Origin of the sequence: Streptomyces sp. NBC_01537 (assembly GCF_045040445.1) — a bacterium.
Lineage (GTDB): Bacteria > Actinomycetota > Actinomycetes > Streptomycetales > Streptomycetaceae > Actinacidiphila.
In genome coordinates, this window is record NZ_CP109392.1 from 8,144,922 (window position 1) to 8,160,562 (window position 15,641).

Sequence of the window (15,641 nt, forward strand, 5' to 3'; positions counted from 1 at the left end):
AGTACTACGCGGATTCGTAGCGAAAAGAGGCCTTGATACGGATGCGCCGACGTGCAGCCCGGAGCATTCGGAGCCGCCGACCGGACCTGTCGCACCGTCAGAAGTCATCGCCGCCGCACGGACAGGCGGAAGCGCCGAACGGGACGGCACGCCGTCGCGATCGGGCGCGGAATATGTCCGTTGCGGGATGGATGATTCCCATATGTCAGTGGCCGTCGGCTACTAAAGAGGATCGTTTGTGCCGCGTGGGGTATGGCGCATGTCACACAGGCGGCACATAAGGGCAAGGGTGCAGGGGTGTGGCGGATCAGCGCGATCCGGTCCGGCCTGCGGAGTCTCCGCCGGCCAGGCCTCGGGTGAGCACGTCGCGGATCATGCCGGCGCTGATGGCGAAGTGCTCGCGCGCGAGCTCCGCCGCGTGGTCGGGATCGCCGGAGGCGATCGCCTCGAACAGCTCCGTGTGCTCCTTCAGGGCGCGCCGGAAGGCCGACGGCTCGCCGCGGCCCCAGGGCTCGACGGGGAAGCCCAAGCTGACCTTGGTCAGCAGGTCCCGGCTGAGGCCGACGATCTGCGGGTTGCCGGTCGCCTGGCAGACCGCCTCGTGGAAGGCACTGTCGGCGAGTTGCTCGGCGCGGGGGGTCTCGGCGGAGGCGTAGCCGGCGAGAGCCTCGCGCATCAGCTCGACGTGCTCGGGCCGGCGGCGCCGGGCGGCGGCGCCGGCGACCATGCCCTCGACCAGTCCGCGCAGGTCGAAGAGCTGCTCCAGCTCCTCCCAGCGGGGCAGCAGGGTGCGGCGGACGGCGGCGGCGGAGACATCGGTCCAGCTCTCGCGGACGTATGCGCCGCCGTTGCGGCCCCGGCGGATCTCGACGACGCCGGAGGCCTGGAGCCGGGCGATCGCTTCCCGGACGGTGGACCGGCTCACCTGGAGGAGGTCGCAGAGTTCGCGCTCGGGCGGGATCCGCTGGCCGGGCAGGAAGTCACCCACGGCGATGGCGGTGAGCAGCCGGTCGGCGACCTCGTCGGCCACGGTGACCACCCGTACGGGACTGAGTACCGGAGACGGTCCGCCGTCGAGCACCTGCTCCAGCACGCGGGACAGATCGCGGTCGGGCCCGTCCGGCCCGGCGGGGACGGTCAGGGCTCCTCCTCGGTGCGCTGGTCGTAGGGCGTCACGTTAACACGCAGTTACTTATCTTCATGCCCTTACAAAAGGTATTGCCAGCAGACCTTTTCCTCATGAGTATGACTGCCATCTGACGCAACACCCCTAACACCCCTAACGCACCCAACACCCCCTCTTCACCTGCATCGGGCATTCCTGTGCCCGCATGGGAGGCTTTGTGGCGATCCCCGAGCCCGACCGCACCGGTCTGGCCCTCTTCAAGGACTGGCGGACCTGGTACCGCGTGACCGGCACCCTCGGTGGCGGCCCGGAGCCGCTGGTGGTCCTGCACGGGGGGCCCGGGGCCGGGCACGACTACACCCTGCGGATCGCCCGCATCGCGGAGCAGGGCCGCCCGGTGATCCACTACGACCAGCTGGGCATCGGCCTGTCGACCCATCTCCCGGACCGGGGCGCGGACTTCTGGACCGTGCAGCTCTTCCTGGACGAACTCGACAGCCTGCTCGCGACCCTGGGCATCCAGGACGGGTACCACGTGCTCGGCCAGTCCTGGGGAGGCATGCTCGCCGCCGAGCACGCGGTACGCCGCCCGGCGGGCCTGCGCAGCCTGACCATCGCCAACTCGCCCGCCTCCATGGAGCTGTGGCTCGCGGCGGCGGCCGGACTGCGCGCCGAGCTGCCGCCCGCCGTACAGGAGACCCTGCTCGCGCACGAGGCGGCCGGGACCACCGACAGCGACGCGTACAAGGCCGCCGAGCAGGTCTTCTACGCCCGGCACGTGTGCCGGGTAACGCCCAATCCGCCGGAGGTCGACGCCACCTGGGCCAAGGTCGCCGAGGACGGGACCGTCTACCACACCATGAACGGCCCCAATGAGTTCCATGTCATCGGGACCCTCAAGGACTGGACGGTCATCGACCGCCTGCACCTGATCGACGTCCCCACCCTGCTGGTGTCCGGACGCCACGACGAGGCGACCCCCGCCACCGTCCAGCCGTTCGCCGACCGCATCCCCGATGTGCGCTGGGAGATCTTCGAGGACTCCAGCCACATGCCGCACATCGAGGAGGAGGAGCGCTATCTGCAGGTCGTCGGCGCATTCCTCGACTCCGTATGACCGAGCCTGATCGACCCCCCTTGGGAGCCACCATGCCCCGCTCCGCCACCCGTACCGTCCTCGTCACCGGCACCGCCGCCCTCGCCCTGCTGGCCACCGCCTGCTCCTCCTCCGGCGACGGCGGCACCGCGGACTCCACCTCCACGGCCCCGACTTCCGCCTCCGGCGCGCCCGCCGCCTTCCAGAGCGCGCACAAGGGCGGCACCCTGCACCTGGTGGCCAAGTCGGCGGCCGGCTCGCTCGACCCGCAGGTCAACTACACGCTCCAGTACTGGCAGCTCTACCAGGGCATGTACGACGGCCTGCTGGCCTTCAAGAAGGTCGGCGGCCAGGCCTCCTTCACCGTGGTCCCCGATCTGGCCGCGTCGATGCCGAAGGTCACCAACGGCGGGAAGACGTACACCTTCACCCTCCGCAAGGGCATCAAGTTCTCCAACGGCAAGGCGCTGACGACCGACGACGTCGTGGCTTCCTTCGAGCGCGTCTTCACCGTCTCCAGCCCCACCGCCGGGTCCTTCTACAACGGCATCGTCGGTGCCGACGCCTGCCTGAAGAAGCCCGCCGGCTGCACCCTGCCCAAGGGCGTCGTGGGCGACGCCGCGGCCGACACGGTGACCATCAACCTCACCGCCGCCGACCCGGAGTTCCCCTACAAACTCGCGGTGCCGCACGCCAGCATCGTGCCGAAGGGCTCCCCGGCCAAAGACGCCGGCACGACGCCGCTGCCGGGCACCGGCGCGTACAAGGCCGCCTCCTACGACCCCAACAAGGCGCTGAAGCTGGTCCGCAACCCGTACTTCAAGGAGTGGTCGCGCGAGGCCCAGCCGCAGGGCTACCCGGACGAGATCGACGAGACCTTCGGCCTGACCGTGGAGGCCGAGGTCACCGCCGTGGAGAACGGCCAGGCCGACTGGATGTTCGACCCGCCGCCCGCCGACCGGCTCAACGAGATCGGCACCAAGTACGCCAAGCAGGTGCACGTCAGCCCGCTGACCGCGATGTACTACCTCACCCTCAACGTCAACCAGGCGCCGTTCAACAACCTCAAGGCCCGCCAGGCCATCAACTGGGCCGTGGACCGCAGCGCCGCCGTCCGCCTCTACGGCGGCACCAACCTGGCCCAGCCGGTCTGCACCGTGCTGCCGCCCGGCTTCCCGGGGCACACCGACACCTGCGACTACACCAAGGGCGGCGGCACCACCTGGAAGGCGCCCGACCTCGCCAAGGCCAAGGCGCTGGTCAAGGCCTCCGGGACGGCGGGGCAGGAGGTCGGCATCGTCGTCCCGGACGACGAGGTCAACAAGTCGATAGGCGAGTACCTGCAGAGCCTGCTCACCCAGCTGGGCTACAAGGCCACTCTCAAGCCGCTCTCGGCGAACATCCAGTTCACCTACATCCAGAACACCAAGAACAAGGTGCAGCTGGCCCTGACCTCCTGGTACCAGGACTACCCGGCCGCCTCGGACTTCCTCAACGTGCTGCTGTCCTGCGGGTCCTTCCACGCCGGCAGCGACTCCAGCATCAACATCGCCGGCTTCTGCGACAAGACGGTCGACGCGCAGATGCAGGACGCGCTGGCCACCGAACGCACCGACATGACGGCCGCCAACACCAAGTGGGGCGCGGTCGACCAGGCGGTCATGGCCAAGTCGCCGCTGGTGCCGCTGTTCACCCCGAAGCTGGTGGACTTCACATCCACGCGGGTCGGCAACTACCAGTTCAGCAAGCAGTTCTACATGCTCGTGGACCAGCTGTGGGTGAAGTGACAACAGCACGCCCGGCCGGCCCATGGCGCACCGCCATGGGCCAGCTGGCCCGCAACAGGCCGGCGATGGCGGCGGCCGGATTCTTCGTCCTCATCGTGGCGGCCTGCCTGTGCGCCCCGCTGTACGCCGGCCACGTGGCGCACACCGACCCGTTCCGCTCCGCCGTCTCCGGCACCACGGTCGTGGGCGGCAAGACGGTCCCGGTGCTCACCCCCAGCACCACCGGCCTCGGCCTCGGCGTTACCCCGATCGGCCCCACCTGGGACCCGGCCCACTACTTCCTCGGTGCCGACAACCAGGGCCGCGACGTCATGGCCCGGCTGCTCTACGGCGGCCGCAACAGCCTGTTCATCGGCCTCACCTCGGCCGTGCTGTGCTGCCTGGCGGCGGCGGTGCTGGGCATCGTCGCCGGGTACGCGGGCGGCTGGCTGGACGGGGTGATCTCCCGGGTGCTGGACGTGGTCTGGGCGTTCCCGGTCTACCTGCTGGCGATCTGCCTGTCGGTGGTGCTGCTCACCAACGGGCTGCGGCTCGGTCCGGTCACCGTCCGGCCGGGCAGCCTGTGGGTGCCGATCGCCATCATCGCCGCGGTCTACGTCCCGTACGTGGCCCGGCCGTTGCGCGGCCAGGTGATCGCGCTGCGCAACCGCGAGTACATCCTGGCGGCGATCGGCTCGGGCGCGCCCGTGACGCGCGTGATGCGCCGCGAGGTGGTGCCGAACGTCCTGCCGACCGTGCTGGTCTTCATCCCCCTGATGACCGCGCTCAACATGCTCACGGAGTCCGCCCTGTCCTTCCTCTCCGTCGGCGTCCAGGCGCCCGACGCGAGCTGGGGCACGATCATCAACGACGGCCTCGGGCTGCTCTACACCCGGCCCGCCGTGACCATCGCCCCCGGCCTGCTCATCGCGCTCACCGCCGCCGCGCTCAACGTCCTCGGCGACGGCGTACGCGACACGCTGGACCCGGGCGCCCGGGTGCGCGGCGGGGTGGTGTGAGTGCTCTCCTTCGCCCTGCGGCGCCTCGCGGCCGCCGTCCCCGTACTGTTCGCCATCAGCGTGCTGGTGTTCCTGATCTTCTTCGCCACTCCCGGCGTCGACCCGGCGGCCCGCATCGCCGGCCGCAACGCCGACCCCGCCACCCTCGCCCAGGTCCGGCATACCTTCGGACTCGACCGGCCGCTGCCGATGCGCTATCTGCTGCTGATGAAGCACCTGCTGGTCACCCGCGACCTGGAGTCCTTCGTCAACCGCGGCTCCCGGGTCGTCCCGCAGATCACCCACGCCATGCCGGTCACCCTCTCCCTCGTGCTCGGCGCCGCCGTCATCTGGCTGATCGCCGGCGTCCTCATGGGCACCGCCGCGGCCGCCCTGCGCGGCACCCTCGTGGACCCGCTGATCATGTTCGTCGGCGTCATCGGCCTCTCCCTGCCGGTGTACTGGCTCGGCGAGGTCGTCAACCTCTTCACCCAGAACCGCCTGCACGACTCGGTCTTCGCCTGGGTGCCACCACTGGGCTACGTCAACCTCACCGACGACCCGCTCCAGTGGGCGCTGCACCTGCTCTTCCCCTGGCTGACGCTGGCCGCCCTGTACGCCGGGTTCTACGCCCGCGTACTGCGCTCGGAGGTGGTCGCCGCGCTCAACGAGGACTACGTGCGCACCGCACGCGCGAAGGGCGTCTCCGAGCGCCGGATCCTCATCCGGCACGCGCTGCGCTGCTCGCTGATTCCCCTCGTGTCGCTGTTCGGCCTCGACATCGGCGCGCTGATCGGCGGGGCGGCCCTTCTCACCGAGGTGGTCTTCGGCCTGCCCGGGGTCGGCAAGCTCACGTACGACGCGCTCCAGAACGTCGACCTGCCGGTGATCATGGGCACGGTCCTGTACGCCGCCTTCTTCGTCGTCCTCGCCAACGCGCTGGTCGACGTCGTGTACGCCAAGCTGGATCCGAGGGCCCGCCATGTCTGAACCACTCCTCGACGTACGGGACCTGAAGGTCTCCTTCCGCACCCGGCGCGGCACCGTCACCGCCGTCGACGGGCTGTCCTTCTCCGTGGCTCCCGGCGAAGTCCTCGGTGTGGTCGGCGAGTCCGGCTCCGGCAAGAGCGTGTCCATGCTGGGCCTGCTGGGCCTGATCCGCGATCCCAACGCCACGGTCACCGGCCAGGTGCTGTTCCGGGGCCGCGATCTGGTGACCATGCCGGACAAGGAGCTGCGCGCGATCCGGGGCCGGGACATCGCGATGGTCTTCCAGGACCCGATGACCGCCCTCACGCCGGTCTACACGGTCGGCTGGCACATCGCCGAGCAGATCCGCGCCCACGAGGACATCACCCGGCAGGAGGCCAGAACCCGCGCGATCGGCCTGCTGGAGGAGGTCGGCATCCCCGACCCGGCACGGCGCGTGGACAGCTATCCGCACGAGTTCTCCGGGGGCATGCGCCAGCGGGCCGTCATCGCGATGGCGATGGCCTGCGGGCCGGCGTTGCTGATCGCCGACGAGCCGACCACCGCGCTCGACGTGACGACGCAGGCCCAGATCCTGGACCTGATGCGGCGGGAGAACGCCGGCGGCTCGGCCATCGTCCTGATCACCCATGACATGGGCGTGGTCTCCCGGATCGCCGACCGCGTCCTGGTGATGTACGGCGGCCGGGCCGTCGAGGAAGGCCCCCGCCCGGCGGTCTTCCGCACCCCCCGCCACCCCTATACCTGGGGCCTGCTGGACTCCGTCCCCCGCGTCACCGGCCCCCGCCTGCGGCGGCTGCCCGCCATCCCCGGTATGCCCGTCTCACCGCTCGACATCCCCGCCGGCTGCGCCTTCGCCCCGCGCTGCCGGATGCGGCACGCGGCCTGCGACGAACGGCCCGCGCTGACCGGCGGCGCACACCGCGACGCCTGCTGGCTGCCCACCGACGACCGCGCCGCCCTGCGCCGCGAGGAGACCACCCCATGACCGTCCTGCTCCGCGCCTCCGAGGTCGTCAAGCGCTACCCGGCGGGCCGCGCCGGAGCCGTCCACGCCGTCAACGGGGTCTCCCTCGACGTCCGCGCCGGGGAGACCCTCGGCGTCGTCGGCGAGTCCGGCTGCGGCAAGTCCACCCTCGGCCGCTGCCTCGTCCGGCTCACCGACGTCACCAGCGGCCGCGTCGAGTTCGACGGCCAGGACATCACCGCCCTCGGCGCCCGGCGGCTGCGCCCCGTACGCGCCGGGCTCCAGCTGATCTTCCAGGATCCCTACGCCTCCCTGAACCCCCGCCGACGCGCCGGCGACATCGTCGCCGAGCCGCTCAAGGTCCACCGGCAGGGCAGCGCACGCGCGATACGCGACCGCGTCGCCGAGCTCTTCGAGGTCGTGGGCCTGTCCGCCGCCCACCTCGACCGCTACCCCCACGAGTTCTCCGGCGGGCAGCGCCAGCGCATCGGCATCGCCCGAGCCCTCGCGACCCGCCCCAGACTGATCGTCGCCGACGAACCCGTCTCCGCCCTCGACGTCTCCGTCCAGGCCCAGGTGCTCAACCTCTTCGCCGACCTCCAGGACGAGTTCGGGCTCACGTACGTCTTCATCGCCCACGACCTCGGCGTCGTAAGGCACGTCTCCGACCGCATCGCCGTCATGTACCTCGGCGAGGTCGTCGAGCTCGCCGACGCGGAAGCGCTGTACGCAGCCCCCGCCCACCCCTACACCGAGACCCTGCTCTCCGCCGTCCCCGAGATCGACGACGGCTCCGACCCTGCTCCCCGCGAACGCATCGTCCTCACCGGCGACGTCCCCAACCCCTCCGACCGCCCCGCCGGCTGCGCCTTCCACCCCCGCTGCCCCTACGCCCGAGACCTCTGCCGCACCGAACGCCCACCGCTGACCGAAGCCGCCCCCGGCCGCCTCAGCGCCTGCCATTTCCCGCTCGTCGGCCCGCGTGGGTCAGGTGGATGAACGCTGCACGACCTGCGGGTTGACCGAGGCGAAGGTGAGGTGGGGTTCGCGGCCCGACAGGCCGGCGATGACCGCTTCGGCGCGACGGCGGCCCACCTCGTGCAGGTCGAAGCGGATGCTGGTGAGCGGCGGAGCCGTCAGGGGTGAAGTGGGGATGTCGTCGGCCCCGATGACGGCGAGGTCGGCGGGGGCGGTGAGGCCCTGCTCGCGCAGCCCTGCCAGTACGGCCATCGCCGTGTCGTCGTTGAAGGCGCACACGCCCGTCACGGACTCGCTCATCCAGCCCGTCACGGCCCGGGCGGCAGCGGCGATCTCCAGGCTCGTGCTCAGCACGACGGGCGGGGCGAGGCCGAGGTCGGTGCAGGCGTCCATGACGCCACGGAGGCGGTCTTCGGCCATCCGCCGGAAGCCGGGGTGCTCGGGCAGGGCGTAGCCGATCCGCTGGTGTCCGCGGCTGATCAGGTGGTCGGCCTGCAGGCGGCCGATCGGCCGCATGGCCAGAGAGTGGTCCACGTTCGCCGGAGGCACGACGGTGACGCCGAGCCGGCGGAGGGCCTCGACGGTGTCCTGGTCGAAGGGTTCGAACCCGAGCACCGCCGAGGCGTCGACGCTGGCACACACCTCGGGCAGGGGGCGCCCGTGCGCGCTGACGAGGTGGGTGACGAGGGTCAGGCCGTGTTCTGCGAGCGAGACGGCGAGTTCTTCGATCATCCGGTTGATGCTCGCGCCGACCGGCAGGTCGGGGACGGAGAGCAGGACGATGTCGCTGCGCCCGGCGGCGAGGGTGCGCGCGGAGGCGTGGGGCCGGTAGCCAAGGCCCTGGGCGGCATCGAGGACGCGGCGTCTGGTCGCCTCGGAGATCGACTGCCCGGGTCTGTCGTTCAGCACGAAGCTCACCGTGGTCTGCGAGACGCCGGCGGCGCGTGCGACATCAGTGCTGGTGGGGCGCTTGGCGGGTCGCGTCATGGCCTTCTGCTCGTGGACGGGAGTGCGTGGTCCTGCTGTGCTTGTCCATGGTAGCTTGCTCATGCGCATTAGTAATGCGCATTAGTAGCGGCGGCGCAGCAGATCAGGGTGTTCGAACAGAGGGAGGTCAAGAATTTGATCCGCGTATCTTTCAACGACGACTGGCAGACCCGGCCCAAGGTCAATCCCTTCGCCGAGCTGTCCGGCCCGAAGACTCCCTACCGGCCGGTGACGCTGCCGCACGACGCGATGACCGGGCGGGAGCGTGCCGCCCCGGGCGGCGAGGTCACGATGGAGGGTGGCGCCGGCGCGTACTTCCCGGGCGGGACGTACGAGTACCGCAAGACCTTCTCCGTTCCCGAGGAGCACCGGGGCAAGCGGATCCTCTTCGAGTTCGAGGGCGTGTACCGCGATGCCGTTGTGTACGTCAACGGGGACTATGCCGGGCAGCGGCCCTTCGGGTACTCGCACTTCTTCATCGACGCCGACCGTTTCCTGCGCTTCGGCCAGGACAACGAGATCCGCGTCGAGGCCCGCACCCATCGTGACTCGCGCTGGTACACCGGCGCGGGCATCTACCGCGACACCTGGATGCTCGTCGGCGAGGTGGTCCGGATCGCGCCCGACGGGCTCCGCGTCACCACCCCGGACATCGACGGGGGGCGGGCGGTGGTCGAGGTCGCGACGAGGGTCGAGAACGACTCGATCGCGATCCGCACCGTCGATGTCGTCACCGAGATCCGCGACGCCGACGGGAGCGTCGTCGCGACCGACCTCTCGAAGCTCACGCTGCTGCCCGGCGAGCCCGCCACCGCCCGCCGGCGCCTCTACGTCCGCGGCCCGCAGCTGTGGAGCCCCGGGTCACCGGCCCTCTACGCGGCCCGCGTGACCCTGAAGGACTCGGACCGGGACGGGGAAGTGGACGCCGAGACCGTCACCTTCGGCATCCGTTCGCTGAGCCTGGACCCCGAGCACGGGCTGCGGATCAACGGCGGGACGGTCAAGCTGCGCGGCGCGTGCATCCACCACGACAACGGCGTGCTGGGCGCGGCGACCTTCGCCCGCGCCGAGGAACGGCGGGTCCAGCTCCTCAAGGACGCCGGGTTCAACGCGATCCGCATGTCCCACAACCCCATGAGCAAGGCGATGCTGGAGGCGTGCGACCGCCTCGGCATGCTCGTCGTGGACGAGGCCTTCGACGTGTGGACCTCGGCCAAGAGCGAGTTCGACTACAGCCTGAACTTCCCCGAGTGGTGGGAGCGCGACATCGAGGCGATGGTCGCCAAGGACGTCAACCACCCCAGCGTGATCCTCTACTCGATCGGCAACGAGATCCCCGAGACCGGATCGCCTGCCGGAGCCGCATGGGGCCGCAAGCTCGCCGAGAAGGTCCGCGCCCTGGACAACACCCGCTACGTCACCAACGCCGTCAACGGCATGCTGGCCGTCATGGCGGACCTGGGAGCCCTGATGCAGCGCTCCCAGGAGAAGGCGGCCGACGACGGCAAGGGCATCAACACCCTCATGGCCGACGCCGGAGACGCGATGAACGCGATCAGTGCCTCCGGCCTCGTCACGCACAAGACCGCCGAGTCCTTCGCCGTGCTCGACGTGGCCGGAATGAACTACGCCGAGGCCCGCTACGCCCTGGACAAGGACCTCTTCCCCAACCGCATCATCCTCGGCACCGAAACCTTCCCCACCCGCATCGACGGCAACTGGCGCCTGGTCAAGCAGCACGGCCACGTCATCGGCGACTTCACCTGGACCGGCTGGGACTACCTCGGCGAGGTCGGCATCGGCCGCCCCCAGTACCTCACCTCCGACACGCACCGCCCCTCCCACACCGCGCCGTATCCCTACCTGGTCGCGGGCTGCGGCGACATCGACATCACCGGACACCGCCGCCCCGCCTCCTACTACCGCGAGATCGTCTTCGGCCTGCGCGCCCAGCCCTACCTGGCCGTCCGGCGTCCGCAGCACCACGACAGGACCTACGCCGGGACGCCCTGGGCATGGAGCGACACCGTCGCGACCTGGACCTGGCCCGGCTTCGAAGGCGAACCGATCACGATCGAGGTCTACGGCGACGCCGACGAGGTCGAGCTCCTCCTCGACGGCCGCTCCCTCGGGCGCCGGCCGGTGGGCGGGAAGCACCGCTTCCGCACCGAGTTCGACACGGCGTACGAGCCCGGCGAACTCCTCGCCATCGCCTACCGCGACGGCGCCGAGACCGGCCGCCACACCCTGCGCTCCGCGATCGGCCCGGCGCGCCTGCGCGCCGAGACCGACCGCCGGGTCATCACGGCGACCGGCGGCGACCTCGCGTACATCACCCTCACCCTGACGGACCCCGACGGCACCCTCCACACCGCGGCCGACCGCCCGGTGCGCGTGGACGTCTCCGGGGCTGGTGTCCTGCTCGGCTTCGGCAGCGCGGATCCGTCCACCGAGGAACGCTTCGACGCCACCGAGCGCCGTACGTATGAAGGCCGTGCCTTGGCCGTACTCCGCCCGACGGGCCCTGGCAAGATCCGTCTCCTCGCCTCAGCACCCGAGTGCGATCCGGTCGAAGTCCTGGTCACCGTCGAGTAGCAGCACCCGCCGGCGGGTGCTGTCCGAAGCCGCGCGCATGGGGCCGGCCCGGCGTTGATCGCCACGAACACGAAAACACGAATGGTGCCGGCCGAGACTCGACCAGCACCACTTATCTGCATTGAAAAAGTGTCCGAGGGGGGACTTGAACCCCCACGCCCGATAAAGGGCACTAGCACCTCAAGCTAGCGCGTCTGCCATTCCGCCACCCGGACCAGGTGTTTCGTCGCCTGCCTCGCGGCCGCGGCGACGTAGGAAACGATAGCAAACATTCGGAGGTGCCCCGATCACGGGTCCTCGTGGGCGCGGGGTAGACAGGCGGGGGAGGATGGCGGGGAAGCCCGAATGAGGAGGAGACAGCGTGAGCGAGTCGCACTCGGCCCCCCGTACGATCGCCGGCGAGGACGAGGTGGTGGACCTGTGCCGGGACCTGATCCGGATCGACACGAGCAACTACGGTGATCATTCGGGGCCGGGGGAGCGGGCGGCGGCGGAGTATGTCGCGGAGAAGCTCGCGGAGGTGGGGCTGGAGCCGCAGATCTTCGAGTCGCACCGGGGGCGTGCCTCGACGGTCGCGCGGATCGCGGGGGAGGACCGGTCGCGACCGGCGCTGCTGATCCACGGGCATACCGATGTGGTGCCGGCGAACGCCGATGACTGGACGCATCACCCGTTCTCGGGGGAGATCGCGGACGGCTGCGTGTGGGGCCGGGGCGCGGTCGACATGAAGGACATGGACGCGATGACGCTGGCGGTCGTACGCGACCGGTTGCGCAGCGGGCGCAAGCCGCCGCGGGACATCGTCCTGGCCTTTCTGGCGGACGAGGAGGCCGGCGGGGTCTACGGGGCGCGGCACCTGGTGGAGAAGCACCCGGAGCTGTTCGAAGGGGTGACGGAGGCGATCGGCGAGGTCGGGGGCTTCTCGTTCACGGTGAACGAGAATCTGCGGCTGTATCTGATCGAGACGGCCCAGAAGGGCATGCACTGGATGCGGCTGACGGTGGACGGCACGGCCGGCCACGGGTCGATGACGAACAACGACAACGCGATCACAGAGCTGTGCGAGGCGGTCGGCCGTCTGGGGCGGCACAAGTTCCCGGTGCGGGTCACCAAGACGGTGCGGTCGTTCCTGGACGAGCTGGGCGACGCCCTGGGCACGGAGCTGGACCCGGAGGACATGGAGGCGACGCTGGCCAAGCTGGGCGGCATCGCCAAGATCATCGGGGCGACGCTGCGGAACACGGCGGCGCCGACGATGCTGGGCGCCGGATACAAGGTCAACGTGATTCCGGGGCAGGCGACGGCCCATGTCGACGGGCGCTTCCTGCCGGGGTACGAGGAGGAGTTCCTCGCCGACCTCGACCGGATCCTGGGCCCGCGCGTGAAGCGGGAGGACGTGCACTCGGACAAGGCCCTGGAGACCGGCTTCGACGGGTCGCTGGTGGACGCGATGACGGCGGCGCTCAAGGCGGAGGACCCGATCGCGCGCGCGGTGCCGTACATGCTGTCCGGCGGTACGGACGCGAAGTCCTTCGACGACCTGGGGATCCGCTGCTTCGGTTTCGCGCCGCTGCAGCTGCCGCCGGAGCTGGACTTCGCGGGGATGTTCCACGGTGTGGACGAGCGAGTGCCGGTGGACGGGCTGAAGTTCGGGGTCCGGGTGCTGGACCGTTTCCTCGACGACTGCTGAAACCAGTGCTGACAAAATCGCCCCTTGGTTTCGCCTTCCTGCCTGTTTAGCCGAAAAGAGTGAATGAATCCGGGCGGTAGTAGCCCGCCTCCCTCCGAGGTCGTTGTGTCGTATGCGGTCCGCAGTTGGGGCCGTTTTGCCAACGAGGAGGAAAAATGATCAAGAAGGTCGTCGCTGCTGCCGCTGTCACCGGTGGTCTCGTGGCTGCTGGCGCGGGCGTGGCCGTCGCTGACGCCGGCGCTCAGGCCGCCGCTGTCGGTTCCCCGGGTGTGCTGTCCGGCAATGTCATTCAGGTTCCGGTGCACATCCCGATCAACGTGTGCGGCAACACCGTCAACCTCGGCGGGCTGCTGAACCCGGCGATCGGCAACACCTGCATCAACAAGTGACGTTGCGTCGGGCCCGTTGAGGGCCTGACCCCGGTCGGCCCCGGAATGCTCACAGCGTTCCGGGGCCGACACGGCTCCGTTCCTTTGTTCCTTCTGCTCTTTCCCCGGCAGTTCCAACGCAGTTCACAGCAGTTCCAAGGCAGGGAGAATCATGCGACAGGTCGCGAAGAAGGGCCTGCTCACCGCCGTCGCCACGGGCGGTGTGCTGGCGGTGACCACCGGCGGGCTGGCTTACGCCGACTCGAACGCTCAGAGTGTGGCCGCCGGCTCACCGGGTGTGCTCTCCGGGAACACCGTCCAGGTGCCGGTCCATGTGCCGATCAACGCGTGCGGCAACACAATCAACATCGTGGGCGCGCTCAACCCCGCGACGGGCAACACCTGCGTCAACGCGAGCGGCGGCCACAAGGACGCCCACGGGTCGAGCCACGGTTCCGGCCAGGGGTCGAGCCACGGTTCGAGCCATGGTTCCGACCACGGCTGGAGCCACGGCTCGGGCCACGGCTCGGGCCACGGGTCCGACCACGGCTGGAGCCACGGCTCCGGTGACGGCTCGGGCCACGACGGTTCGGACCACCACGGCGGCGGTTCCTCCGCCGAGGCCATCGCCAAGGGCTCGCCCGGCGTCGTCTCGGGCAATGTCGTCCAGGTGCCCGTCGATGTGCCGGTGAACGTGTGCGGCAACTCGGTGAACGGCATCGCCGCGGCCAACCCCGCGCTGGGCAACACCTGCGCGAACGTGGAGGGGTCGGGCCACCACGCCCACCACCCCGGGCACGGCACGAAGGGCCCGCAGCACCCCGGTCACCCCGGTCACCCCGGTCAGCCGCACCACCCCGGCAAGCCGTCCGGCCACCAGCCGGCCAAGCCGCACCAGCCCGCCAAGCCGCACCAGCCGGTGAAGCAGGGTCACGCGAGCCACCCCGGGCAGCCGCACGGCCAGCAGGCGATGACGCCGTCCGGCCCGCAGCTCGCCCACACCGGCTCGGAGAACCTGGGCCTGACCCTGGTGACCGGCGCCGGCATGCTCCTCGGCGGCGCGGTGCTCTTCCGTCGCTCCCGCAAGGTCCGGGGCTGAGAGCAGCACGACGGCAGCATTGACAGCTACCAGAGCTGGCAGAGCTTCAAGAGCCGCATGGAACGGGGCCCCGTGAGTTGCGGGGCCCCGCTCCACGTTGTGTCAACGCACCGTTACCCGGCGCTCACCACGTGGCTCTCACCTGGCGGATGATCCGGCGTCGCAGCCGCACCTTGCGGCTGCCGTCGGGGTAGAGGCGGACCCGGTCCAACTCCCAGTGGCCGTACTCCGCGTGGTCGGTCAGCAGCCGTTGTGCCTCCTGGCGGGTCACACCCCGTGGCACGTACATCTCTCTGAATTCGTATTCGGGCATCGCATCTATTGTGCGGGGAACACCCTGGTAGGGATAGCGTCTGCCTCATGTCTGATGCTGTGCAGCCCAACGTTGCCGAGGTACGAGCCGCCGCCGAGGCGGTCAAGACCGCGCTGGACCGCCACCTCGAAGCGATCGAGAGCCGCAGCGGGGAGGACGACCCCGCGATCTACACCGCGTTCGACGCCCTCGCCGCGGCGGCGGAAGCCTACGATGAGCTGCTCTACGAGGCCTATGACGAGGTCACCCCCTTCGAGGTGCCCTCCGGCGACAACCTGCCCGAGTACGCCGGTCCCGAGGACCCGGCCGCGATCAGTGTGCTGATCCGGCGCGACTACACGGTGGCCGAGCCGCAGCGGCTGTTCGCCCAGGCCGAGCGGGTCGCCGGGGCGGACGACGAAACGGCCGGGGCGAGCGTCAACACCGCTGTCGGGGTGCTCTTCGGGGAGTACGAACCCGATGAGATCGCCCAGCGGCACAAGGAGTTCGGCCTGGAGGAGGGCGACTCCACGCTCTGGGTGTCCGCGGTGGCCGAGGCCGCCGAACCGGGCGAGTGGCTGGGAGCCCCCTTCGACCAGGCGGACCCCCAGCTCGTCATCTGCCGCTTCGACGTCAGCGCGGTCTTCGACGACGAGCTGGACGCCCTCGACCCCGACCGCTGATCCGCCC

At 70.2% G+C, this 15,641-nt stretch carries 14 protein-coding genes and 1 tRNA gene; 11 read left to right on the plus strand and 4 right to left on the minus strand.

What is annotated here, in order from left to right; genetic code table 11:
- Positions 1-307: 307 nt before the first annotated feature.
- Positions 308-1,093: a FadR/GntR family transcriptional regulator gene (locus OG607_RS37450; protein ID WP_405733349.1), complete on the minus strand. Its 786-nt coding sequence runs from the start codon at positions 1,091-1,093 to the stop codon at positions 308-310.
- 238 nt (positions 1,094-1,331) lie between these two features.
- On the opposite strand from OG607_RS37450, the gene OG607_RS37455 reads away from it, so the two are divergent.
- Genes OG607_RS37455 through OG607_RS37480 form a run of 6 tightly spaced genes read left to right on the plus strand, consistent with a single transcriptional unit; the run spans position 1,332 to position 7,941 of the window.
- Positions 1,332-2,243, plus strand: coding sequence for a proline iminopeptidase-family hydrolase (locus OG607_RS37455; protein WP_405733352.1), 912 nt, complete (start codon positions 1,332-1,334; stop codon positions 2,241-2,243).
- A 32-nt stretch (positions 2,244-2,275) separates the two neighbouring features.
- Positions 2,276-4,009 (plus strand): ABC transporter substrate-binding protein, encoded by a 1,734-nt coding sequence (locus tag OG607_RS37460; protein ID WP_405733355.1) that lies wholly within the window; start codon positions 2,276-2,278, stop codon positions 4,007-4,009.
- Positions 4,006-5,007 (plus strand): ABC transporter permease, encoded by a 1,002-nt coding sequence (locus tag OG607_RS37465; RefSeq protein WP_405733358.1) that lies wholly within the window; start codon positions 4,006-4,008, stop codon positions 5,005-5,007. Before OG607_RS37460 ends, OG607_RS37465 begins: the two co-directional genes overlap by 4 nt.
- Entirely contained in the window at positions 5,008-5,976 is a 969-nt protein-coding gene (locus OG607_RS37470) for an ABC transporter permease (protein ID WP_405733361.1), read from the plus strand.
- On the plus strand, positions 5,969-6,964 hold the full coding sequence (locus OG607_RS37475) for an ABC transporter ATP-binding protein (protein ID WP_405733364.1): 996 nt from the start codon (positions 5,969-5,971) through the stop codon (positions 6,962-6,964). Before OG607_RS37470 ends, OG607_RS37475 begins: the two co-directional genes overlap by 8 nt.
- Positions 6,961-7,941 carry an ABC transporter ATP-binding protein gene (locus tag OG607_RS37480; RefSeq protein ID WP_405733367.1) on the plus strand — a complete coding sequence of 327 codons (981 nt, stop codon included), beginning with the start codon at positions 6,961-6,963 and terminating at the stop codon, positions 7,939-7,941. Before OG607_RS37475 ends, OG607_RS37480 begins: the two co-directional genes overlap by 4 nt.
- Here the strand turns inward: OG607_RS37480 and OG607_RS37485 are convergent.
- On the minus strand, positions 7,930-8,907 hold the full coding sequence (locus OG607_RS37485; protein ID WP_405733370.1) for a LacI family DNA-binding transcriptional regulator: 978 nt from the start codon (positions 8,905-8,907) through the stop codon (positions 7,930-7,932). The two genes, OG607_RS37480 and OG607_RS37485, sit on opposite strands and share 12 nt — an antisense overlap.
- A 135-nt stretch (positions 8,908-9,042) precedes the next feature.
- On the opposite strand from OG607_RS37485, the gene OG607_RS37490 reads away from it, so the two are divergent.
- The gene (locus OG607_RS37490; RefSeq protein WP_405733373.1) at positions 9,043-11,502 is read left to right on the plus strand and encodes a glycoside hydrolase family 2 TIM barrel-domain containing protein; all 2,460 of its coding nucleotides are present in this window, start codon (positions 9,043-9,045) and stop codon (positions 11,500-11,502) included.
- 130 nt (positions 11,503-11,632) lie between these two features.
- On the opposite strand, the gene OG607_RS37495 is transcribed toward OG607_RS37490, so the two are convergent.
- Positions 11,633-11,717: transfer RNA gene (locus OG607_RS37495), tRNA-Leu, on the minus strand.
- A gap of 146 nt (positions 11,718-11,863) precedes the next feature.
- Here OG607_RS37495 and OG607_RS37500 point away from each other — a divergent pair.
- The 3 genes from OG607_RS37500 to OG607_RS37510 all read left to right on the plus strand — a co-directional run bounded on the left by OG607_RS37500 (position 11,864) and on the right by OG607_RS37510 (position 14,659).
- On the plus strand, positions 11,864-13,192 hold the full coding sequence (locus OG607_RS37500) for a M20/M25/M40 family metallo-hydrolase (protein WP_405733376.1): 1,329 nt from the start codon (positions 11,864-11,866) through the stop codon (positions 13,190-13,192).
- A gap of 155 nt (positions 13,193-13,347) precedes the next feature.
- Positions 13,348-13,581 carry a chaplin gene (locus tag OG607_RS37505; RefSeq protein ID WP_405733379.1) on the plus strand — a complete coding sequence of 78 codons (234 nt, stop codon included), beginning with the start codon at positions 13,348-13,350 and terminating at the stop codon, positions 13,579-13,581.
- 151 nt (positions 13,582-13,732) lie between these two features.
- Positions 13,733-14,659, plus strand: a complete 927-nt coding sequence (locus OG607_RS37510; protein ID WP_405733382.1) for a chaplin family protein — start codon at positions 13,733-13,735, stop codon at positions 14,657-14,659.
- Between the two features lie 124 nt (positions 14,660-14,783).
- Here the strand turns inward: OG607_RS37510 and OG607_RS37515 are convergent, their stop codons facing one another.
- Positions 14,784-14,972, minus strand: coding sequence for a DUF5703 family protein (locus OG607_RS37515; RefSeq protein ID WP_405733385.1), 189 nt, complete (start codon positions 14,970-14,972; stop codon positions 14,784-14,786).
- A gap of 47 nt (positions 14,973-15,019) precedes the next feature.
- Between OG607_RS37515 and OG607_RS37520 the strand changes: the two genes are divergently transcribed.
- Positions 15,020-15,634 carry a hypothetical protein gene (locus tag OG607_RS37520; RefSeq protein WP_405733388.1) on the plus strand — a complete coding sequence of 205 codons (615 nt, stop codon included), beginning with the start codon at positions 15,020-15,022 and terminating at the stop codon, positions 15,632-15,634.
- Positions 15,635-15,641: the final 7 nt, after the last annotated feature.

What these genes read in the sequence shown, in the direction of transcription:
- OG607_RS37505 (WP_405733379.1), top strand. Translation starts at nt 13,348, where the DNA reads ATGATCAAGAAGGTCGTCGCTGCTGCCGCTGTCACCGGTGGTCTCGTG.
- OG607_RS37520 (WP_405733388.1), top strand. Translation starts at nt 15,020, where the DNA reads ATGTCTGATGCTGTGCAGCCCAACGTTGCCGAGGTACGAGCCGCCGCC.
- OG607_RS37455 (WP_405733352.1), top strand. Translation starts at nt 1,332, where the DNA reads ATGGGAGGCTTTGTGGCGATCCCCGAGCCCGACCGCACCGGTCTGGCC.
- OG607_RS37460 (WP_405733355.1), top strand. Translation starts at nt 2,276, where the DNA reads ATGCCCCGCTCCGCCACCCGTACCGTCCTCGTCACCGGCACCGCCGCC.
- OG607_RS37510 (WP_405733382.1), top strand. Translation starts at nt 13,733, where the DNA reads ATGCGACAGGTCGCGAAGAAGGGCCTGCTCACCGCCGTCGCCACGGGC.
- OG607_RS37485 (WP_405733370.1), bottom strand. Translation starts at nt 8,907, where the DNA reads ATGACGCGACCCGCCAAGCGCCCCACCAGCACTGATGTCGCACGCGCC.
- OG607_RS37480 (WP_405733367.1), top strand. Translation starts at nt 6,961, where the DNA reads ATGACCGTCCTGCTCCGCGCCTCCGAGGTCGTCAAGCGCTACCCGGCG.
- OG607_RS37475 (WP_405733364.1), top strand. Translation starts at nt 5,969, where the DNA reads ATGTCTGAACCACTCCTCGACGTACGGGACCTGAAGGTCTCCTTCCGC.
- OG607_RS37515 (WP_405733385.1), bottom strand. Translation starts at nt 14,972, where the DNA reads ATGCCCGAATACGAATTCAGAGAGATGTACGTGCCACGGGGTGTGACC.